This is a genomic window from Paenibacillus hubeiensis, assembly GCF_032334105.1.
Taxonomy (GTDB): domain Bacteria; phylum Bacillota; class Bacilli; order Paenibacillales; family Paenibacillaceae; genus Paenibacillus; species Paenibacillus hubeiensis.
In genome coordinates this window covers 1,291,961-1,312,714 of record NZ_JAVYAE020000001.1, presented here as the reverse complement: position 1 = coordinate 1,312,714, position 20,754 = coordinate 1,291,961, and the positions used below count along the sequence as shown (strand labels likewise).

The 20,754-nt window shown below is 51.0% G+C and carries 23 protein-coding genes, 1 tRNA gene, 1 pseudogene and 1 riboswitch; of the genes and pseudogenes, 19 read left to right on the top strand and 6 right to left on the bottom strand.

Features of this window, described 5'->3' with window-relative positions:
- The 3 genes from urtC to urtE are packed head-to-tail and all read left to right on the top strand — an operon-like array spanning window position 1 to window position 2,537.
- Entirely contained in the window at window positions 1-1,092 is a 1,092-nt protein-coding gene (gene urtC / locus RSX24_RS06340) for an urea ABC transporter permease subunit UrtC (RefSeq protein WP_339276661.1), read from the top strand.
- Window positions 1,055-1,864 carry an urea ABC transporter ATP-binding protein UrtD gene (gene urtD / locus RSX24_RS06335; RefSeq protein WP_236415112.1) on the top strand — a complete coding sequence of 270 codons (810 nt, stop codon included), beginning with the start codon at window positions 1,055-1,057 and terminating at the stop codon, window positions 1,862-1,864. The genes urtC and urtD overlap by 38 nt, the downstream gene beginning before the upstream one ends.
- The gene (gene urtE, locus RSX24_RS06330) at window positions 1,842-2,537 is read left to right on the top strand and encodes an urea ABC transporter ATP-binding subunit UrtE (RefSeq protein WP_236415110.1); all 696 of its coding nucleotides are present in this window, start codon (window positions 1,842-1,844) and stop codon (window positions 2,535-2,537) included. The genes urtD and urtE overlap by 23 nt, the downstream gene beginning before the upstream one ends.
- A 25-nt stretch (window positions 2,538-2,562) precedes the next feature.
- Here the strand turns inward: urtE and RSX24_RS06325 are convergent, their stop codons facing one another.
- The 3 genes from RSX24_RS06325 to RSX24_RS06315 form a co-directional block, all read right to left on the bottom strand.
- A complete protein-coding gene (locus tag RSX24_RS06325; RefSeq protein WP_343260001.1) occupies window positions 2,563-3,219 on the bottom strand; it encodes a PAS domain-containing protein in 657 nt (218 codons plus the stop codon).
- A 62-nt stretch (window positions 3,220-3,281) separates the two neighbouring features.
- Window positions 3,282-3,485, bottom strand: a complete 204-nt coding sequence (locus RSX24_RS06320) for an XRE family transcriptional regulator (RefSeq protein ID WP_236415107.1) — start codon at window positions 3,483-3,485, stop codon at window positions 3,282-3,284.
- A gap of 263 nt (window positions 3,486-3,748) precedes the next feature.
- On the bottom strand, window positions 3,749-4,450 hold the full coding sequence (locus RSX24_RS06315; protein ID WP_339276665.1) for an urease accessory protein UreF: 702 nt from the start codon (window positions 4,448-4,450) through the stop codon (window positions 3,749-3,751).
- A 389-nt stretch (window positions 4,451-4,839) separates the two neighbouring features.
- Between RSX24_RS06315 and RSX24_RS06310 the strand changes: the two genes are divergently transcribed.
- A tRNA-Leu gene (locus tag RSX24_RS06310) sits at window positions 4,840-4,922 on the top strand.
- Window positions 4,923-5,123: 201 nt separating this feature from the next.
- Here RSX24_RS06310 and RSX24_RS06305 read toward each other — a convergent pair.
- Window positions 5,124-5,603 carry a glutathione peroxidase gene (locus RSX24_RS06305; RefSeq protein WP_236415104.1) on the bottom strand — a complete coding sequence of 160 codons (480 nt, stop codon included), beginning with the start codon at window positions 5,601-5,603 and terminating at the stop codon, window positions 5,124-5,126.
- A 313-nt stretch (window positions 5,604-5,916) separates the two neighbouring features.
- A riboswitch (cyclic di-AMP (ydaO/yuaA leader) is annotated at window positions 5,917-6,077 on the top strand.
- Window positions 6,078-6,197: 120 nt separating this feature from the next.
- On the opposite strand from RSX24_RS06305, the gene RSX24_RS06300 reads away from it, so the two are divergent.
- Together RSX24_RS06300 and RSX24_RS06295 are read left to right on the top strand one after the other, a co-directional pair.
- Window positions 6,198-6,593 carry a hypothetical protein gene (locus RSX24_RS06300; protein WP_236415101.1) on the top strand — a complete coding sequence of 132 codons (396 nt, stop codon included), beginning with the start codon at window positions 6,198-6,200 and terminating at the stop codon, window positions 6,591-6,593.
- A gap of 222 nt (window positions 6,594-6,815) precedes the next feature.
- Complete coding sequence (locus RSX24_RS06295; RefSeq protein WP_236415099.1) at window positions 6,816-7,499, top strand: HAD family hydrolase; 684 nt, start codon at window positions 6,816-6,818, stop codon at window positions 7,497-7,499.
- 106 nt (window positions 7,500-7,605) lie between these two features.
- Here the strand turns inward: RSX24_RS06295 and RSX24_RS06290 are convergent, their stop codons facing one another.
- The gene (locus RSX24_RS06290) at window positions 7,606-8,898 is read right to left on the bottom strand and encodes an Nramp family divalent metal transporter (protein WP_343260072.1); all 1,293 of its coding nucleotides are present in this window, start codon (window positions 8,896-8,898) and stop codon (window positions 7,606-7,608) included.
- A gap of 428 nt (window positions 8,899-9,326) precedes the next feature.
- Between RSX24_RS06290 and RSX24_RS06285 the strand changes: the two genes are divergently transcribed.
- The 5 genes from RSX24_RS06285 (at window position 9,327) to RSX24_RS06265 (ending at window position 12,094) form a co-directional block, all read left to right on the top strand.
- Window positions 9,327-9,746, top strand: coding sequence for an organic hydroperoxide resistance protein (locus RSX24_RS06285; RefSeq protein WP_236415097.1), 420 nt, complete (start codon window positions 9,327-9,329; stop codon window positions 9,744-9,746).
- A gap of 177 nt (window positions 9,747-9,923) precedes the next feature.
- Window positions 9,924-10,169, top strand: a complete 246-nt coding sequence (locus RSX24_RS06280; RefSeq protein ID WP_236415095.1) for a zinc ribbon domain-containing protein — start codon at window positions 9,924-9,926, stop codon at window positions 10,167-10,169.
- Window positions 10,170-10,331: 162 nt separating this feature from the next.
- Window positions 10,332-10,610 (top strand): hypothetical protein, encoded by a 279-nt coding sequence (locus RSX24_RS06275; RefSeq protein ID WP_236415093.1) that lies wholly within the window; start codon window positions 10,332-10,334, stop codon window positions 10,608-10,610.
- A 126-nt stretch (window positions 10,611-10,736) separates the two neighbouring features.
- Complete coding sequence (locus tag RSX24_RS06270) at window positions 10,737-11,159, top strand: thiol-disulfide oxidoreductase DCC family protein (protein ID WP_236415091.1); 423 nt, start codon at window positions 10,737-10,739, stop codon at window positions 11,157-11,159.
- A gap of 68 nt (window positions 11,160-11,227) precedes the next feature.
- A complete protein-coding gene (locus RSX24_RS06265; protein WP_343260000.1) occupies window positions 11,228-12,094 on the top strand; it encodes a DUF6612 family protein in 867 nt (288 codons plus the stop codon).
- Between the two features lie 353 nt (window positions 12,095-12,447).
- Here RSX24_RS06265 and RSX24_RS06260 read toward each other — a convergent pair.
- Window positions 12,448-12,567 (bottom strand): annotated as a pseudogene (locus tag RSX24_RS06260) (excalibur calcium-binding domain-containing protein); the annotation flags it as partial.
- A gap of 354 nt (window positions 12,568-12,921) precedes the next feature.
- Here RSX24_RS06260 and RSX24_RS06255 point away from each other — a divergent pair.
- The 8 genes from RSX24_RS06255 to RSX24_RS06220 all read left to right on the top strand — a co-directional run bounded on the left by RSX24_RS06255 (window position 12,922) and on the right by RSX24_RS06220 (window position 20,739).
- Entirely contained in the window at window positions 12,922-13,305 is a 384-nt protein-coding gene (locus RSX24_RS06255; protein ID WP_236415087.1) for a VOC family protein, read from the top strand.
- A 170-nt stretch (window positions 13,306-13,475) separates the two neighbouring features.
- Window positions 13,476-14,714 (top strand): nucleotide-binding protein, encoded by a 1,239-nt coding sequence (locus tag RSX24_RS06250; protein ID WP_343259999.1) that lies wholly within the window; start codon window positions 13,476-13,478, stop codon window positions 14,712-14,714.
- Window positions 14,707-15,981, top strand: a complete 1,275-nt coding sequence (locus tag RSX24_RS06245) for a TadA family conjugal transfer-associated ATPase (protein WP_438286760.1) — start codon at window positions 14,707-14,709, stop codon at window positions 15,979-15,981. The genes RSX24_RS06250 and RSX24_RS06245 overlap by 8 nt, the downstream gene beginning before the upstream one ends.
- 48 nt (window positions 15,982-16,029) lie before the next feature.
- Entirely contained in the window at window positions 16,030-16,791 is a 762-nt protein-coding gene (locus RSX24_RS06240; protein ID WP_339276673.1) for a type II secretion system F family protein, read from the top strand.
- A gap of 13 nt (window positions 16,792-16,804) precedes the next feature.
- Entirely contained in the window at window positions 16,805-17,674 is an 870-nt protein-coding gene (locus RSX24_RS06235) for a type II secretion system F family protein (RefSeq protein WP_236415081.1), read from the top strand.
- An 11-nt stretch (window positions 17,675-17,685) separates the two neighbouring features.
- Window positions 17,686-17,874, top strand: coding sequence for a Flp1 family type IVb pilin (locus RSX24_RS06230; RefSeq protein ID WP_339276676.1), 189 nt, complete (start codon window positions 17,686-17,688; stop codon window positions 17,872-17,874).
- On the top strand, window positions 17,858-18,532 hold the full coding sequence (locus RSX24_RS06225) for a TadE/TadG family type IV pilus assembly protein (RefSeq protein ID WP_343259998.1): 675 nt from the start codon (window positions 17,858-17,860) through the stop codon (window positions 18,530-18,532). The genes RSX24_RS06230 and RSX24_RS06225 overlap by 17 nt, the downstream gene beginning before the upstream one ends.
- A 95-nt stretch (window positions 18,533-18,627) precedes the next feature.
- On the top strand, window positions 18,628-20,739 hold the full coding sequence (locus tag RSX24_RS06220; RefSeq protein WP_343259997.1) for a hypothetical protein: 2,112 nt from the start codon (window positions 18,628-18,630) through the stop codon (window positions 20,737-20,739).
- The last annotated feature ends 15 nt before the right edge of the window (window positions 20,740-20,754 follow it).

Below are 20,754 nucleotides of genomic sequence, written 5' to 3'. Positions count from 1 at the left end.
ATGCAGGTACTTCTCAAGTCAGGCAACGCGAAAATGAAGATCGTCTGGGCGGTCGCATTGCTCCTGATGTGTCTTGCACCGCTCATTTCAACCGAATTTCGGCTTAGCCTGCTGGCTAAGTTTCTGGCGCTCGCCATTTTGGCCATAGGGCTTGACCTGATCTGGGGATATGGCGGAGTGTTAAGTCTGGGGCATGGGGTGTTTTTCGGGCTTGGCGGATACGCGATGGCCATGCACCTTAAACTTCAGGCGAGCGGCACGTCGCTGCCTGACTTCATGGGGTGGAGCGGGCTGCGCGAGCTGCCTTGGTTTTGGGAACCGTTCCGGTCATTTCCGGCGGCGGTTGCGCTAGGGATTTTGCTCCCGGCCTTGCTTGCCTTTGTGCTCGGCTGGTTCACGTTTCGCAACCGGATTTCGGGTGTCTATTTTACGATTCTTACTCAAGCGTTGGTATTGATCACGGTTACTCTTTTTGTGGGCAAACAGGAGTGGACGGGAGGCACGAACGGCATTACCGGATTTTACTCGATCTTTGGGTTCGCGCTGCACTCGCCAGGAACGACGATCGTGTTGTATTATGTCACGCTTGCGGTGCTGGTGCTGGCCTACGTGCTTTGCAGACGCGTGGTCAACAGCCGTTTTGGCCAAGTGCTGGAGGCGGCGAGGGACGGAGAGAACCGGGTGCGTTTTTTGGGATATGATCCCGCGGGTTACAAGACATTATCTTTTGTGTTGTCAGGGGCGCTGGCTGGCATCGCCGGAATGCTGTTTGTGCTTCAGGTAGGCATTATCTCGCCTTCCATGATGGGCATTGTTCCTTCCATTGAAATGGTGCTATGGGTAGCTCTTGGCGGACGGGGGACGCTGATCGGAGCTGTTATCGGGGCAGTGGTGCTGAATGCGGCCAAAACCGGGATCAGCGAGGCTTATCCGGAAGGTTGGTTATTTGTTCTCGGTGGATTATTCGTCACTGTTGTTCTGTTCATGCCGAATGGGTTGGTGGGCGTATATCGCCGCCTGGCCCGAATGATGAAGCGGAGAGGAGAGGTTGCTCATGTCCCTGTCAGTCAGGAAAAGCCGGAAGTCTATTGAACCGGCAGCCGTGCTGGAAGCCAAAGATGTCACCGTTGCGTTTGGAGGTTTCGTGGCGGTTAACGGCATGAATTTGAAGCTGCATGAGCAGGATTTGCATTTCTTGATCGGACCGAACGGGGCGGGTAAAACGACGATGCTTGATGTCATCTGCGGCAAAACCAAGCCGGTTTCCGGAGGTGTCACCATGCATGACGGTACGGAATTGACGCGGTTGAAAGAACATCAGATCGTCCGCAAAGGCGTCGGACGCAAATTCCAAGCACCGTCCGTTTTCGCGGGGTTGACGGTTCAGGAAAATCTGGCGCTGGCGGCTGAAGTGCGTCGTTCACCGTTACAGGCTTTGGGGATTCGGCGCCATGGGAAGATGAAACCGGCGATGGAACGAGTCATCTTGCAGGTAGGGCTGCAGGATCGTGTCCATGCCCGTGCCGGAGCGCTGTCCCACGGAGAAAAGCAATGGCTGGAAATTGGCATGTTATTGCTGCAGGAGCCTCGGGTGTTGTTGTTGGATGAGCCTGTTGCCGGCATGACGGATGAAGAAACGGATAAAACGGGTCAACTTCTGAGGGGGATTGCACGCGAGCGTTCAGTGGTCGTGGTCGAGCATGACATGGAGTTTGTGCGGAATTATGCGGCGAAGGTGACGGTCATGCATGAAGGCAAGCTGCTCAAGGAAGGCACGATGGAGGAGGTGCAGGCAGACCCGATCGTGGCTGAAGTCTACCTGGGCAAAAGGAGGGATGAGCATGCTGTCTCTGCAACGCATTGAATCCGGCTATGGCGAGTCGAATGTATTGCGAGGGGTGAATCTTGAGGTTCGACCCGGACAGGTCGTGTGTCTCATGGGGCGGAACGGGGTGGGCAAAACCACGCTGATGAAAACGTTGATGGGCTTGCTCAAAACGCGGAAGGGCAATATCCTTTGGCAAGGGAGGGACGTGACCTCTTTGGATTCTGCGAAAAGGGCGAAGGCTGGCATCGGCTATGTGCCTCAGGGGCGCGACATTTTTCCGCAATTGACCGTTAGGGAGAATCTGCTGCTGGGGCTTGAATCGGCCCCTGGCAGAAGGAAGGAGTTCCCGGAAGATGTACTGGCCATGTTTCCTGTGCTGGAAACGATGTATGGCCGCCAGGGCGGCGACCTGAGTGGAGGCCAGCAGCAGCAATTGGCATTCGCCAGAGCGTTGGCATCCAGGCCGGGCTTGCTGCTGTTGGATGAACCGACCGAAGGCATTCAGCCTTCCATTGTGGAAGATATCCGCCAGGCTATACTGGGGATCAGGGAGAAAGGTGACATATCCGTGTTGTTGGTCGAACAGAGCATCGACTTTGTCCGAGGCGCCGCGGATTATATTTACGTCATGGACAAAGGCATGATTGCGCTGCAGGGTTCTCCGAACGAGCTGGATATGTCCCAATTCGAGCACCATCTGTCGGTATAGGCTGAGGGTTGGGGAATCCCGGGTGTCAGGAGAGTCTGTTGAGTCTGTTCATGTACTCCGGATATAGCCGCCGGATGCAGTCGGGGCAAATGTCGTGGGTGAATTCGGCGTGGGTGTGCTTCTCCAAATAACTCTCAATGGAGTTCCAATGGTCCTGATCATCCTTGATTTGCTTGCAAACGGCACAGATGGGCAACATCCCTCGCAGTGTACGTACTTCCGCCAAGGCTTGCTTCAATTGCAATTCCGTCTGTTTATGTTCAGTGATGTCTGTGTGTGCGATCAGGGAGAGATCGAGGCAGCGTGAAACAGATGTCAGAATGAGAGGGGTGAGTTCCATGCGAAACCACCTCTTCTTTGCGTCCCGATGTACGGGGATCTCGTAAGCGATGCTGCTTTCCGCAGGCTGGCGAATGTGCTGCAAATGCCGAATGATGGCCGTTATGCGTATCGATTCTTCCTGAGGGACCGAAGACCTTAACCATTGAAGGTAGTGCGGGAGCTTCTCGGGATGCATCCGGTTGGTGGATGAATGCGGCTTGGGTCCGTTTCGGTGTTGTCCGAGGTCTTGAAGCCACGCTTCGTTGCAGCTTCGAATGTTCCAATGTTGGTCCACGATGACAAGCTGATGGCGCATGGACTGGAAAGACAATCTTTCCAGTTCGGTGACGGTAAAACTCATGGGATAAGACCCTCCTTGTAATATAGGATAATGGCATTGATTGGAGAAAAAGGTCGATAAGGTCAGCGCAGCTCGTCCGGAATTTGCAAAATGTCTGCGACCTGATGGCGGAATCGGGTTGCTTTTCGCGTTCCGTGAATGAGATTGGACAGGCGGTATGGCGGGATACCGTGTATTTCGCAAAATGTTTTCTGATCCATTTGCAGTTCGGTCAGCCTTCGTTTAATTGCCCAACCAAACGGCGTCACCGGTTTCTTTTTGTTCAAAAGGGTTCACCTTCAGTTCAACATAGTTTTCAGCAGGCTTGTTGTGTTGTAGAATGGATGTAAATGCGAGCTGTATGGATAATTATATACGTATTTGCGTCATGTAACAATTAAAAAAGACGTAAAAAAGTTCTATTTTTAGTGTTTTATGACGAACTTGCGTATTTTTTAGTCTTTATGAAAGAAAGGTAAAAGCACGCCGGCTGGGGACGGCGTGCTTTTTTTGGCATGTGGATGAAGTTGGAGGAGAAAAGAAGGCGAGTTTATGCCCTGAAAGCGTGGAGGCCTGCTCCAAGCATGTGGAAGCTGGGAAAAAGCGATTTGATGGACGTCGGGACGGAAGGGGAAAGTCCATCGGTAGAGGAAGCGCTGACCAGTGCCCATTCCTGGTCAAGGTCTGCGGCCAGGCGTGCAGACAGTTGTTGGCTTGCATCGCCGTCCAGGGCAAGAGTTCTGGCGGCTTCGGTTATGCACGCGCTCATGGCTGAGTGGAGATAACCTTGTACAGCGTCCTCGACGGGAATGCCGAGGTGGTGATTGACCCATGCGTGGACTGTCGAGAGGCAGCCGACGGATTCGTATTTGGCTAAAGTGTCTTCAAGCGGAGAAAAATCAATCCATGGATGGAGGGCGTGTGCGAGTTTGATCAGCCTTTTGCCCATGGAGCTCGCTTGCTCTCGTTGGTTGGCAGGGGTGCGCTGTACATGTACGAGTTTGTCGATTAGTGCCAGCCGCCAGGTGTCGTTTTGGTCGGCGGCACTATAGATGCCTTTGATGGCCATCCCTTCAAGGCGGGTGATGCTGGGATGCATCTGACAACGCATGAACGATTCGAGATCAGCGGCATTGCGAATGTTCCCATCCTGGATGTGCGTATCCATGCCGAAGAAATGGGTGAAGCCTCCGACCTGGATAGAGGAATCAAGCAGTTTGACATAATCGAGCAGCTTATTTCCTCGGTTCACCATTTTCGCCTCCTATGTTCGTTTTGTGTCATATAATATGACTTTGTTGCAGGTTTTAAATCACTTATATCGGTAAAAATCCGAATTATATGATATATATATTTACACAAATGTCTGCGTTTTGTCAATGGTAAGCTGTATTTTTGATTTGTGAAATAAAATATGTTATTTTATTATCCTTACCGTGTTAATATTATGTTATGTAATTGTTCGGAATTGCTTCAGAACCGAAAATAAAATGATGGCGAAATGTTCAAATCAGATACCATCTTATGCAATATGATGTTGGAAAATGACGATACATTCGGCACCAAAATTTAATGTTAAAAATAGCTTTACTTTTCCTTTGAAACCCTGTATAATCATTTTTGTTGCCGCTAATACGACATGCGGTCGTGGTGGAATGGCAGACACGCTATCTTGAGGGGGTAGTGGGCGTACGCCCGTGGAGGTTCGAGTCCTCTCGACCGCATTATAATGAAGTAGAACAAAAGAAGCATTCCGATCATCGGAATGCTTCTTTTTTTTGTTTTCTGCAAAAAGGCATAAAAAAGCCGTGCTGCATCACCGATTTTTCGAAAAGCCTTTCCGGGCTGCAACACGGTTCTTCAAGGGGATGACCTTATGAAAAATGAATGCATCGTGACATCAATCCATCTCTGTTGAAATGTTGTTATTGATGCAGCAGCTCCGCAATATCGGCTTCAATCTGATCAGGCGTCGTTTGGGGAGCATAACGTTTGAGCACGCGGCCGTCCCGGTCGACCAGAAATTTAGTGAAATTCCATTTGATGGCCTTCGATCCTAGCAGGCCTGGCGCTTCTTTGGTCAAATGCTGAAAAAGAGGGTGGGCGCTGCTGCCGTTCACGTCGATCTTCTCGAACATCGGGAAGCTGACGCCATAGTTCATCTGGCAAAATTCGGCGATGTCGTCGGAAGAGCCCTTTTCCTGAGCAAACTGGTTGCTTGGAAACCCCAATACTTCGAAATCGCTGTTCTGGAACTTGTCATACAGCTTTTGCAAGCCTTCGTATTGCGGGGTTAGGCCGCATTTGCTCGCAGTGTTGACGATCAGCAGGACCTTGTTGCGGTATTGGGACATTTCGACTTCCTGGCCACGAAGCGTGTTCACTTTGTAATCGTAGATGGACATAATATTCGCCTCCAAATGAGTAGTATCGATGCGGTGATCTTTTTATATCTCTATTATATTTGATGCAATTAATTAATGCAAAATTATAATTGGAATCATTTGGGATGCCAGTGTCTTGTTTCTTCCTTTCCGTTATCATGTGGAATTTCTACCAGAGCGAGAATTAGATAGTTTAAACGAGAAAGGTGGAGATTAGTATATATGTAAGCGATCTCATTAAAGCAAAGTGCCATAAATCCGCCTTTTCGGAGAGCTGCACCGACTTTACACCGACTTGTCAGGGGTGTATGATTCATATCGATAACATGAACGATGTTTTTAATCGCTGAGTTTCCGTTCCGGTCGGAATGGAAAACGGGGGAACCAATCGGATGCGATGCATCTATGGGGTGAATTTTCCGGCTATGCCGGAAATAGGGCGACTCTCGCGCCCGAATCCGTCAGCTAACCTCGTAAGCGTTAAAGGGAGAGGCAACAAGCCGTACGTTATTCGTGGCGAATGTTATTTGTCATGGATTGAAGAAGCGTTCGGGCGGCCTTGGTCCCCCACGCTTCTTTTTTGTTGTCTTTTCACGTCAGAGGGAGGAACGAATAATGGATAACGAGATGGTTTTGGTCACGGCCCCGAATGAAGCAGGGCGCAAATTTGTGAAGCTGTTGATGTACAAAAAGGTACCTTTTGCCGTGCTGACAAACAGTGCGGGCGAAGAACGCAAATTGCGGCGGATCGGCGTAGAGAACGTCATTCGCATGAATACGGCATCGGCGCAAAAGTGGTTTCTGCCGCAGGGAAATGTGGGCAATGTTTTTATTTTTGAGAACAGCCTTAATCTCACCTGCCGCTATCTGCAAATCTGCAGATCGTGGACATCCAAGACGTTGTGCGTCATTACGGAACAGAGCCATCCCAAAGGCATTTATCGCGGTATGGGTGCCGATCGGATCGTGTATTCGATGAATGGAGAGGTCGGATTTCTGCTCAACGGATAAGGGCGGGCTGTTGGTGATTGATCCGATGTTGGGCGGCTGTTATAATTAGCTTAATTATATGTGTGAAAAACCAAGAAGACTCTTTCTGGATACGGGTCTTCTTTTTTTAATGTTGGAAGACGGGCCTGAAAACAGCGACCTTTTGAATGGTAAAAGATTCGCGGGATGAGGCTCGCGTTGATGATTGGGAGGATGCGTTCAAGGTGAGCAAGGAGGAGTAACGTGCCGGATATTGGTGGTATCAAATGGTTGTTTTTTGATGTTGGGGATACGTTGGTGGATGAGTGGGAGCCGGTGGACGACATCATCGGCCAGTTTGTGCGGGAAGCCCGAATGCTCGGGTATCATGTGAACATCGAAAAGGTGCGCGAGATCTTTGTCGAATGTTACAGCAAGTACGAGCAGTGGCCGATGCGGGTAGCTATTCGTACCTTGATCGATCATGAGGAGCACCGGGCACGGATTCAGGAAAAACTGAAGTTCCGGAAGGAGCTGGAGCATCCTTTTGCTGCTGCGGAGCGTGTGCTGCATGCGTTATCCGGCCGTTATCGGATCGGCATCATTGCCAATCAAAGCCTGGGCACGGAAGAGCGGCTTGAAAGGTATGGCTTGCGCAAATACGTGGACGTCCTGGCATGCTCGGCAGAAGAGGGCGTATCCAAACCGGATCCCGGATTATACGCGGTAGCGTTGAAGCAGGCGGAATGCGAGCCTGATGAGGCTGTTATGATTGGGGACCGAATCGATAACGACATCGTTCCGGCAAGCAAACTGGGCATGCGCACTGTACGCATATTGCAAGGTTACGGAAGGTTTCAGCCTGAACGCTCGGCGGACGAGCAGCCGGACTGGACGGTTGAATCGCTGGAGCAGCTGCTGCCGCTGTTTTTGCCTGGCGAGGATTAGGTTTCATTAATAGTTACATTATAATGCTGTGTTCATCCTCCGTTTCATCGAAGAAAAGGCTGATCGTGCAGGCACTCCGGTGCTTGCGACGATCAGCCTTATTTTTTTAGAGGAGTGCGAAAGTCTGGATAATGAGGTACACGTTCAGGACGACGATGATACCAGCAATAAACCAGGATGCTATTTTCAGCCATGATTTGTTGGCAAACTCGCCCATGCTTTTTTTATCGCTCGTAAACATGACCAGCGGGATGACGGCAAACGGCAGCTGCAAAGACAAAATGACCTGGCTCAGAATGAGCAGTTCCTCGGTACCGTGTTCGCCGGCAATGGCGGTAACGATGACGGCCGGGATGATGGCAATAAGCCGTGTAACCAGCCTGCGCAGCCAGGCGGGAATCCGGATGTTCAGGAAACCTTCCATGACGATCTGTCCGGACAGGGTTCCTGTCAGCGTGGAATTCTGGCCGGAAGCAAGCAGGGCAACGCCGAACAGAACGCTTGCGATCGTTGTGCCCAGCAGCGGCGTCAGCAGGTGATAGGCATCGGCGATTTCGGCGACCTGCGTCATGCCTGCACTGTGGAAAACGGCCGCCGACACGATCAAAATGGCGGCATTGATGAACAGGGCCAGCGTCAAAGCGATCGTGGAATCCATGGTGGAGTAACGGATTGCTTCTCTTTTGCCACGGGATGTCTGCTCGATCTGGCGGGTCTGTACGATGGACGAATGCAGATACAGGTTATGGGGCATAACGGTAGCCCCGATGATGCCGATCGCGATGTATAACATGGCTGGGTTTTGCAAAATTTCCGCGCTGGGTACAAAGCCGTGCAGCACTCCGCCCATGTCCGGTTTGGCGAGAAACAGATCGATGCCGAAACAGAGGGCAATGGTGGCCATCAGCACGATGACGAGCGTTTCAAGGGCCCGAAAACCTTTGTTTTGCAAAAGCAGGACCAGCAGCACGTCCACTGCGGTAATGATGACGCCATACAGCATCGGAATGTTAAACAACAGTTTCAGGGCGATGGCCGACCCGATCACTTCGGCGAGATCGGTTGCAGCGATCGCGAGTTCGCATAACAACCACAGCATGATGACTACAGGCATGCTGAACCGTTCGCGGCAAGCCTGGGCAAGGTCGCGTCCGGTAACGATGCCGAGTTTGCCTGCGAGTGCTTGCAGCACAACCGCCATCAGATTCGAAATGAGGATTACCGACAGGAGCGTATACCCGAATTGCGAGCCTCCCGATATGTCGGTCGCCCAGTTGCCGGGGTCCATATATCCGACGGCAACCATGTAACCCGGGCCGACGAAGGCGAGGAATTTTTTCCACCAGGCCGCGTTTTTGGGCACTCTCATGGAACTATGGGCTTCCCCGAGGGAAGGCATCGCGCCTGCTGCTGCAAGCTGTTCGGCTGAAGAGGTGTGGAATGGATTTCTTTTGCTCATGGAATCATCACCTGACTTTTAATGGATTTAATAACGATTATCTATAGTTTCGATGAAATGAAGGTTTGGAATGACGAGAAGCTTATGTCCGAAAAGATATGTCGTTGTTTACATTGTACACCTTCAAATATTTTTGTCTAGTGCAACTTTTGTGTAAAAGGACAATTTTTCTGGGGTGGCGCCAAACAAAAAAGAATGGATAGGAATAGTTGGCGGCTTGCAAAGAAGGCGGGCGGTGTTTCAGACGATAGGTTAACCCATTCGATGCTGTCAGAACCGGAATAGCGATGAATAACGTTTCAAAACGACTCAGCGGTTTAATTGGAACATAAGCGATAATACTAACCATATTAAAGGAGAGATCATCGATGCAGGCTTTATATACGGCAACGGCAACAGTTAAAGGCGGACGCACGGGTTCGGTAGCTTCTTCGGACGGAGTGCTCAAACATGAGCTCGCCATGCCTAAGGAATTGGGCGGATCAGGCGGTGAAGGTACGAATCCGGAGCAGTTGTTTGCAGCAGGTTACGGAGCCTGTTACGAGAGTGCGCTGGCCAATGTGGCCCGTAAGGCAGGAGTGAAGCTTGGGGACGTCGTCGTCACCAGCAACGTTTCGATCGGCAAAGACCCGGAAGACGACGGTTTCAAGCTGGCGGTCCGCCTCGACGTCAATATGGAAGGAATCGAACGCAGCCAAGCGGAGGAGCTGGCTCGCAAAGCGCATGAATTTTGTCCGTATTCCAAGGCGACCCGGGGCAATATCGACGTTGTGTTGAACGTGGTATAACGCTGGGCGAACTTTAACATCGGATCCGAATCGGGGGCTCTGCCGCAATCCGGCAGGGTCCTGTTTTTCAACAATAAGCATTTCATAGCAGGAAATGGCATGATGCATATCGTACTTTTTTACATAAACCCAAACCTGTCTGATCCGACGTCCAGAAAAGAAGAGGGGGAACGCTTGATGAGTATTGAAGAAATGATTGAGCGCCGGTTCGTATGTTCGAAATGTCGGGGGACGGATTGCGACATCAAGGAAGTGTCCATGTCGGGAGCAGGACTCAGCAAAGTGTTCGATATCCAGCACAACCATTATTTGTTCGTCTCTTGTTCTTCCTGCGGTTATGTCGAGGTGTTTGACCCAAGCGTGTTGAAAGGCAAAAAGCAAGGCCAGGTCGGGACGATTCTGGATATTTTGTTCGGGGGTTAATGAGGCTTCCCGTGAAGAGATCCGGTGCGCCCGCGTTTCTGATATGGAGATCCCGGCAATGCGGCATGGCAGGCGAGTTGACATTAAGCTAAAATTTCTTTAATATGTTTGAGTACTGAGAAAGCTAATGCAGGAACAAATTTGAATTGACAGGTGATCTCCATGTCTTATAGACCGAGCATTGCAACATTGCAAATCGCGAGCAAAAACGAAAAAGACGGATTGTACGAGTTTACGATGAAATTGGTGGACGGCACCCATTGCCGCGTGTTCTATTCCCGTACTCCGGAATGGAAATTGACCAACATCAGCCGTCTGCAGAAAACGCCTTGTCCAGTATGCCGCAAAGATTTCATTTGCAAATGCATGGACCAGTATGCAGCAGACCTCCATCAACAAATGATGGATGACCAGTGGGTAGAAAAGGCAATTGCCGAGTAATTGCCGGGCAGATACGAGCGTGGGCGCAAGCCTGCGCTCTTTTTCTATATGAACGGAAGAACATGTACCTTTAAATGCATCGCGAGCGGTGCACAGCTTCTATAATAGCTGGAGGAGGTTGAGGAAATGTCCGAACATGAATCGAAAAAACGACAGGAGCATCCCATCGTGCTTGTGGACGGCGTATGCCACTTTTGTCAGGGAGTCACCAAATGGATCATCAAGCGCGACCCGAAAGGAAAGTACCATTTCGCCTCGCTTCAATCGGATGTGGCCAAAAGATTGCTTGAACAAGGAAGGCTTCCGGTCGATCGCATGGATACATTCGTGCTGATTGAAGACGGGAAGTATTACACGCGTTCTACTGCCGCGCTGAAGCTTGCCAAAGGCCTGAAGTTTCCTTACCCGCTGCTGTATGGATTCGTGATCATACCAAGGCCGCTGCGTGATGCGGTATATGGCGTCATTGCCCGCAATCGGTACCGCTGGTTCGGCAAGGATGAGACGTGCATGCTTCCTTCACCGGACATCAAGGATCGTTTTCTGTGAAATGGGTTTGAAATGAGGAAAGACAGGGTAATGATTGGGGAAATCATACATTTTGGAGGTATAATCATTTGAAGAAATGGACGACAGTACTTATCGGGGCATGGATGGCACTAAGCTTGGCTGCATGCGGAGGTCAGGCGGGAAGCAATGATGCATCAGAAACAGCGGCAAACAACGATCCAACGAGCAATAATGCCGCAGTAAATGAACAGGAAGCGGCGGTTCCTACGTTGGACGAATTGATTGCAAAATCGAGCGAAGCTTCGAAGACATTAAAGAGCTTTTCCTCCGAAGCAAGCATTCAGCAGAACATTAGCGTCGAAGCCGGCGAACAGAGCCAGGAGCAGCAGTTAACGACAAGCATCAAGATGGACGTCATCAAAGATCCATTGACGGCTTACCAGGAAATGAAGGTGGAAATGCCCGGTCAGGAAGCGCAGACCATCAAGCAGTATTTTACTAACGATGGCATCTATTCGCAGGTGGGCGAACAGTGGGTGACCATTCCGGAAGAGCAAACCCAGCCGCTGATCGAGCAAATGAAAGCAAGCGTCAATCCGGAACAGGAGCTGGAGCAGTTCAAATCGATCACGGAAGACACGAAAATTACGGCCGAGGGCGACAACTATGTCATCAACGCTACGGTGTCCGGGGACAATGTGAAGGAGCTGGCCAAATCGGTTCTGCAGCAAAACGGGACAGACCCGCAAATGCAAACGATGATCGATCAAATGGACATCACCAGCATGACCATGAAATACATGGTCAACCAAGAAACATATTTGCCAACGGGAACAGACCTCAACATGGTCATGAACATGGAGCAAGAGGGTCAGAAGATGAAGATGGACATGAAAATGACCAGCACGTTCAGCAACCACAACACCGTGGAGAACATCGAGGTTCCTCAGGAAGTGCTGGACAGCGCGAAGTAACGAGTTGAATCAATCCGGAAGGTTTAGAGATGCATCCCTTTAAGGAGAAAGCGCAAGGAAATGTACGTTTTTGCGCTGCTCTGCGAGGGGTGTTTTTCGTATTTTCAATGCTTTCTGCCTGCAACGTTCCGGATGGTTTGCGGACATAAAAAGCACCCCGATCCGGAGTGCTATATATGGTATATGCTTCTCGTTCGATGATCCGTCTAGAGAAGTATACAAGTTGTTCGAGGTTTTTCTATCCTTGCTTGAGACCAGCTATGTATTCAGGTGCAACCTTAAGCCAGCTTTGTTCTTTGTGTTTTTCAACTTTAGGCTGAAAAACGGGGACGGATACTTAGGACCTTGTTTACTTATTTCTTTTCACAAGCTACGCCGTCTCCGTCTCGATCCAGGGCTTTACGGTATCCTGGCTCTCCTTTATAAAGCGGTGCTTTCCCGGCTTTCCTCACGGCAGCACAGTTTTTGTAGTACACTTTTTTCGCTTCAACTTTAGGCATAGCTTGGACTGAAACATTGGCAACCAGAATAGCAGCTAACACGGTAAAGACCAATTTCTTTTTCATCCTTCATATACTCCCTTCATCGTTTAAGTGAATTACAAAGCTATTTTACCAAAAAGAAGGTTATCGAACTACAGGTTATAACAAAGAAAAAGGAAACTTATTCAATCAGCAGGGGGTGTTTGGTGTTGTTTGAGCAAACCTCGGTTCTGGCGAAGAATCATTATGTTATGCTATGGTATATTCGTGTATCGGCTTGAACATCATGTTTGCATAACCCGAGGGAGATCCGGCAAGGGAAAGAAAGAGGAGGGGGAAACGGGAATGATTCATTTTTCGCATATTCACCACGTCAGTTTGGCCGTGCGCGACCTGGAGGTTGCAAAGCGGTTTTACTCGGAGGTGCTTGGACTGCAGGAGATCGAGCGTCCGCCTTTCCGTTCAACGGGCACTTGGTATGCCATCGGCAGCCAGCAGCTTCATCTATTGCAGCATCCGCAGGGGCATACGCTGCGGGAGGGCGGCATCGATACGACGGATGGCCATTTCGCGATTTGGGTGAAGAGCCACAAGGAAACGTTGGAGTGGCTTGAGAAACAGGGGGTCGAATACGAGGCCAGGCCGGACAGCGTTGCCGGATTTGCGCAAATTTTCATATTGGACCCGGATCGAAACATTATCGAGTTCGGCGCTCCTTACGGCTCGTAAAAGGGAAGCGTAATTTCCGGTTTTTCACAAATCACTTGATCATCCAGAAATTGTATGATATATTATCGATAAATTCATAGCACGTGACGGAAGCACCGTCCTTACATTGCATGCGGTTTGTGCAATTGTATGGGCGGTGTTTTTTGTGCTTTTCGGGGAGGGAAGGCATATTGGGTGTTCTGAAGGCGGTTCTTGCTTCCGGGGACAAAGAGTATATTGACGCCTGGCTGGATTATGTGCGGGAAAGCGCATATGCCGCGGATATCCGTTTTACGGCGTTTTCGAATGAGGAAGCTTTCAGGGAGTACATGTACGAGCAGGTAGACAGGGAGATGCCTGATCTGGTCATTGCGGAGCCTGCATTTCTGCAGCCCTGGCTGGAACGGGCGAAACATGATCGAGAAATCCCATGGTTGATGCTTGGGGAAGGAAAGGAAGGGGTACAGGAAGAGAAGCTTCTGGCAAAGTATCAACCTTTGCCTGCACTGCTGGATACGGCCTTGAATGCCTGCCGCCAACCACGGCGGAAGAAACAGCTGAAGGCGGGTCGCGGCACCCTTTTGGCAGGAGTGGTATCGGCTTCCGGAGGCTGCGGCAAAACAACGGTAGCGATGCATTTGGTCAAACAATTGGGTGTTGCGGGATATGCGGTGCTGTATCTCAATCTGGAGACGCTGGACAGCACCATGCCGTTTCTGGAGAAAGGCTTGTTGCGGAGCCATCCTCGGTATGCCGAAGCGGAATCGGGTTTGTCGCGGCTGTTATACGACCTGAAGGCTGGCAAGAAGCATTCCGGGGCTAGAGGGGAGAAGCAGAATGCTTCAGCCAAACAGGGAGGGGCTCTGGACGATTATGTGTTTCGCCATGACGCATTGAAGGCAGACATGTTTTGGCCGCCGAACAACCGCAAAGAACTGCTGCAAATGTCCTGCGAGGACGCCAAAGCGCTGATGCAGCATGCCGTGGATTGCGGTCGGTATGACGTGATCGTCACGGATGGCGACTCGGGTTGGGATGGGCGCAGCGAGGCTGTATTTGAAGCGGCGGACACGCTTGTATGGCTCGTTGAGGACGAACTTGCCTCCTTGTACCGCTGGGGAGAATGGATGAGACATATGGAACGAATTCATCCGGAACGTTACGAGAGCGTGATGGAACGTGCCAGGTTTATTGCCAACAAGGTCCAGGGCCGCATGATAAATGCCCTTCCCCGTGCTGATCTACGACTGGACGCGATTCTTCCGTGGATTCCTTCCTGGAAACAGCTCAGTCAAGAGGAAGTGCTGCTCAGCTCTCCAATCTTCCAGCGTGAAATCAGGCAGGTATGCGCCATGCTGCTGCCTGACGAGGATGACCATTCGCGGATCAAAGGACTCGCTCCTTCAATGGCGGAGGTACGCCATGGTTAAAATGATCGTCCCGGAACGTGAAGACCTGTTCCAGGCCATGCGCAATGAAGTCAGGGCAGGTTTGAACCTGACTTCCGCTGCCGGAGACGAGGAGCTGTGGCAATCCATTGAACGCAGGGTGCTGTCCGACGCTCAATTGGAAGAACTGACTTCAGGGGAAAAACATGCCTTGGTCAAGCGGCTGTATGATTCGTTTCGCGGACTGGACATTTTGCAGCCGCTGGTCGATTCTCCGGAGATCACGGAAATCATGATTAACAGCCATAGGGAGATCTTTGTGGAAAAAGCCGGAGAGGTAGAGCGCGTGCCATTGGAATTCGAATCCACGGAGCGGCTTGAGGATATCATCCAGATGATCGTTGCAGGCGTCAACCGGATCGTGAATGAATCGTCTCCCATTGTTGACGCCAGATTGAAGGACGGATCAAGGGTCAATATCGTTTTGCCCCCAATCGCACTTAAAGGGCCAACCATGACGATCCGGAAATTCCCGAGCGAGCCGATGAGCATGTCGGACCTGATCGATAAAGGAGCATTGCATGAAGAAGCCGCAGAACTGCTGCAGCAATTGGTCCGCAGCAAATATAACATTTTCATCGGCGGCGGAACGGGCTCGGGAAAAACGACGTTTCTTAATGCGCTGTCCCAGTTCATCCCTGCCGATGAGCGCATTATTACGATCGAAGATTCTGCCGAGCTGCGGATCGTGACCGTGCCCAACCTGGTATCGCTTGAAACGCGCAATGCCAATACGGAAGGCAAAGGGGAAATTTCGATTCGCGACTTGATCAAGTCGTCGCTGCGCATGCGTCCCAACCGGATCGTGATTGGGGAGGTTCGGGGAGCGGAAGCGTTGGATATGCTGCAGGCTATGAACACAGGGCATGACGGATCTTTAAGTACCGCCCATGCGAATAATGTGGCTGACATGATCAGCAGACTGGAGACGATGGTGCTTAGCGGCGCCGATCTGCCTATTTCCGTTGTGCGGCAGCAAATCAGCTCGGCCATCGATATTTTTGTTCATTTGTCCCGGCTTCGCGACCGTTCCCGCCGCGTAACGGAAATCAGTGAAGTTGCAGGCATGCATGAGGGGGAAGTGATGCTTCATCCGTTGTTCCGTTTCCAGGAGAAAGGAGAGCAGGATGGAAAGATTGTCGGTGGTCTTGTTCAAGTGGGGAAGTTAAAGCAAGTACATAAAGTGCAGATGGCGGGTTATGGAGAATGGTTGGAGGAGTACGCACAGCGAAACCCGATTCCTGGCTGAACAGATCATATAACAACGTAAATAAACTACTAATCAGAGGTGGTTTCGGTGGATGAAGCCAAACAAACACTTACGGATTATACGACATTGGTGTTATCTCGAAGGCAGCGCTGGAGCTGTATTGGGATCAGCGGACTGTTGTTCTTTGGGGTAGGTCTGTTGTTCTATCATCACTGGATTGCCGGGATTGTGCTGGCAGTCGGGGCTCTCGGGGTGCCCCGTTATTGGACCAAAGTGCTGCTGGACCGCAGAAGAACGACGCTCGGCCTGCACTTTAAACAAGCGCTGTATGCGTTGTCGTCCGCGCTTGCGGCGGGAAAATCGGTAGAGAACGGCTTCCGGGAATCCGTCGAAGATTTGCGCATGCTCAATCCGGAAACGGATACGGATTTGATTCGGGAATTCACGATATTGCGCACCCGGATGGAGTACGGCCAACCGATCGAAGAAGCGCTGCAGGACTTTGCCGATCGTGCCCGGATCGAGGATATCACCAATTTTGCGGACGTGTTCATTACTTGCAAGCGGACAGGCGGCGATCTGGTCGAGGTGGTGAGACGCACGTCGGCCGTGATCGGGGAGAAGCTGGATATCCAGCAGGATATCATGGTTGCGGTGGCCCAGAAACGGTTTGAATCCAAGGCAATGTTCGCCGCACCGTTCATTTTCCTCCTTTTTTTGAATTTCACCGCCAAGGACTTTATGGCACCGCTCTACAGCGGCATGGGGTATCTGATCTCTACCGGAGCTTTGGTGATGCTTGCCGGCTGTTATTTGTGGATCACGCGCATTATGGATATCAAGGTATAGGGGTGAGATCGAAATGTTGATACCCGTATTTGCAGGCGGAGCGCTGTGTTTGGGATGGATCGTGCTCGATCGTGCCCGGGGAAGGGCGTATCGACATTTGCGCAAGCTGGACATGCCCGGAATCAGGCTGAAGCAGCTGCATGGTCCGTTTCTTTTTTTGCTGGAACGATTCGATGCGGTACGAAGATTGCCTGTGTTGATGTTTCGCATGCAGCATGCCATTCAGAAAATATACGGCGTCCAGCACAGCGGCGAGAAAACAATGCTTTATTGTGCCGAAATGCTGGCGTATGCATGGCTGATGCTCATATTGGGGTGCCTGTTGTCATTGATTGAAGGCATCGGAATCGGGGGAATGGCATGTGGACTGATTATGGCAATGCTGCTGCCCTTTGCGCTCTACAGAGACCTGAATGCGAAAGTGCAGCGCAGGGACCAAGACATGCTGATGGAGCTGCCGGAACTGTTGAACCGGATCGTGTTATTGGTCGGCGCGGGAGAAACGGTTCAGCGATCCATCGTACATTGCGCAGCCAGTCAGGGCAATCGGGATCATCCTTTATATAACGAACTGCGCAGAACCGTTGCGGATTGGAATAACGGATATTCGTTTCACCAGGCTTTCGAGCAGTTCAGCCGACGCTGCGGGGTTCAGGAGGTCACGATTTTTACGACGACCGTACTGCTGAATTTCCGGCGTGGAGGAGGTGACTTTGTGTTGGCGCTGCGTGATCTTTCACACGTACTGTGGGAGAAGCGTAAGGCAGTCAGTCGGGCAAGGGGAGAGCAGGCCTCTTCCAAACTGGTGTTTCCGATGGTGGTGATCTTTTTCGCGATCGTGGTCATGATCGGGGCACCTGCTTTTATGATGATGAATATGTAGGAGGAATCGGCATGCTGGAATGGACACGAGGAAAAATCGAAGGATTTTGGAAGGAAGAAGATGGTTTGGGGACGTTGGAACTGATCCTGATTATTGGCGTCATTATTATCATCGCTCTGATTTTCAAGGATCAGATCAAAGCTTTGGTAACGAGGCTGCTTGGTCAAGTCAGCGATAAAAGCAATGAATTTTTCGAATAGACGATTCAGGAACGATGAGGGGAGCTTCACCATCGAAGCCTCCCTGGTCTTTCCTGTGCTGCTCTTTGTGTTGGCATTGATCTTGTTTTTTGGCATGTACATGTACCAAAGAACGTTTCTGAATCAGCATGCCTATGCCGCTTCGGAGCGTGCGGCCTACAGTTGGGACAACAGCCACAAAAAAGCCTTGACAGGCGAGTATGCTGTTTCAGATGTTGACGGTTTGTATTGGCGTTTGAAAGATGATCAGTTATTGGGCGCTTTATTCGGCTGGGCGGGAGCCGACAACGTGACGAAGGTTTCCATACCATCCAGCGAGGGGGAAGGGCTTGCCGAGCAAAAATTGGCTCAAGCCGTACAGAGCATGCCCTCTGGCATGACCGGCACGATCGAATACGCGAATTCGCTGCTGCAGCGGAAAGTCACGGTCCGTCTTAACCAGGTTATTTCATTGCCGTTGCCCTCTTTTCTCTTTGATTCGGGCGATGAGGTACAAACCGAAGGTGCTTCCGCCGTGGTTGAGCCTGTCGAGTTTATTCGAACGGTGGATTTGGCCCGCTATTACGCTGCTAAGTTTAAAAGCAGGGGCGGAGCGGCCGCAGAAGCAGCAACAGAAGCGGGGCAAGTCATTCAGCATTTCGGGAACGGCAAAAAGTAGCAAAGGAGGAGGCTCTGCTGTTCAGAAAAAGAGATGGCGAATCAGGGGCAGTCACCCTGTTTTTAATATTGATTCTGGCGGGGGTGTATATGTTCATGGCGGTATTTATCGATTATGCGCGCATTGCGGCTTTCAAGGTACAGGTTGAACGGATGACGCATGCTGCGATGAGGTCTGTAATGTCGGCATATGACCCTGCGCTTCGGGAATACGGGCTATTCGGATACGGAGATAGCAGCGGGGAAAATATGATGGCCAAAGTGCTGAACGATAGCGTGAAACCTTCGGCGGTGAAGGACGCCTTTCCCATTCTTGATATTCAGTGGGACACCACTTCTCTTGGCATGGAACGAGAATTGGGCAAGTATGCCATCTTCAATCGACAAATCCAGGAAGACATGAAGTACCGGGCTCCCGTCGACTTTACCCTCGAAGTGATCAACCGCTTCAAACCGATGTCGGGAGAGATGAAGGAAGCGGCTCATACGGTGGATTTGCTCAAAAAACTGCAGAAGCTGTACGACAAGCGAGAGGCACTGCTGGACGAGGCCATCGAAATACAGGAACAATCCGCGGCGAAGCTGAAGGGCCTGCCGGAACTTGTCATGAATCCGCCAAACGGGGCCATTTACGACGAAATGCTTGAGGAAGCGCCTGTTACTGCCGCCGAGGCAGCAGCACGTTATACCGACTTCTGGAGCAAAAAAACAGCAGATGAAGGGCTGCCGCTTCTGGAACAGCAATATATCTCGGAGTTGGGGCGATATCGTTCGGGCGTGAACAATGTAGTGATGGGGATTAGTGCTAGCTTGCAGTCCTCGACCCAAGCGCATCAGACGAACTTGCCGGAGGCGATCACCAAAATCGAAGAGGCCCGCAGCATCAATGAAGAAATGAAACGGGTCATTGCCGAAGGGCAGAATCGTCTGCAGAATGCCGAATATGACAAAGTGGGCAATTCCGATTTGCCGGGCCAGAGTCCCGGCTCCACCGGAAACGGGAACGAGGCGCGAGATACACGTTCCCTTGCTTCCGAACTGGTAAGGGAGGAAGGTCTGTTTGACCGATTGGGTGAGCGTGTCAGCGCGCAGACATCTGACTTTACTCAAGTAAGACAGGCTGGCGTAGAACTTAACAACCAGCTTCGCAACGTGACTTCCCAGCACGGTGTTCCGATTAAACAGGCAGTCAGACAAGCCAGCCAAGCGACGGAGCGTTATATGGACAGCTTTGTGCGCAATGGCGCTTCCAATGTCATTCTCCAGAGCAAACGCGAGCTGGAGAGCGGTCGCGGGTCCGATGCGCAGCGCAAAGCCAATGACAAGGAGTCCAAAGGCAAATTGAAGGAGGTCCGGCGCGTGTTGGCGCGGATCGAAAACGGCGGTTCGGCTTCGTCGGAGGCTTTCAAATCGTTGGAGAAGTTTTACAATGCCAACATTGCATTTAATCAGGCGGGCGCCAGTACCTCGGAAAAGGCGGAAATCGCAGGTGATCCGTACGAGTCCGGCGGCAATGCGATGAGCGGCATGGACAGCTTGTTCGGGGGCATGTCAGGCTTGCTCGACAATCTGGGAGATGAGCTGTTCCAGAATGAATATGCTTTGGCTTACTTTAATTCGACGGATTTCGGGCAATTGCTCGGATGGACCGAAGGGGATGGAGGAGCGGGCGACGTATTTGACTTGAAAAATCAGGAGTTGGAATATATCATCTACGGCTTTCACAACTCTTCAGGCAACATCGCTGCGGCATACGCGGAAATATTCGGTATAAGGCTTGCCATTCGTACGGCAGAGGGATTGATCGAAAACAGCAAGCTTGGGAATCCGCTGCTTGTATTGTCTGCCGCCATACTGCATGGCATTACTCATGCCATCAAAGACATGCTCACATTGGCCAAGGAAGGCAGCGTAGAGTTGTCCAAAATGATCAAGATCAAACTTACATACCGGGATCATCTTCGCCTGTTTTTGTTGATGCATAGCAACAATGAACGCAAAATGTCCAGAATGCTCGCTTTGATCCGATGGAATACCGGGGTGAATCCGGAGGAAAAGCAAACCTATGCAGCGGGATCGACGCGCAGCAGTATCAGATTATGGTTTTTGCCTGGCGTTGTGCGAAGCATAGGGGCCGTAATGGGCAGTGAGGAACAGGTGGAAGACGGACGATTGTTCGTGGAACGCCGAGCGGATTATTCCTATTAAATTTAATGATGATTC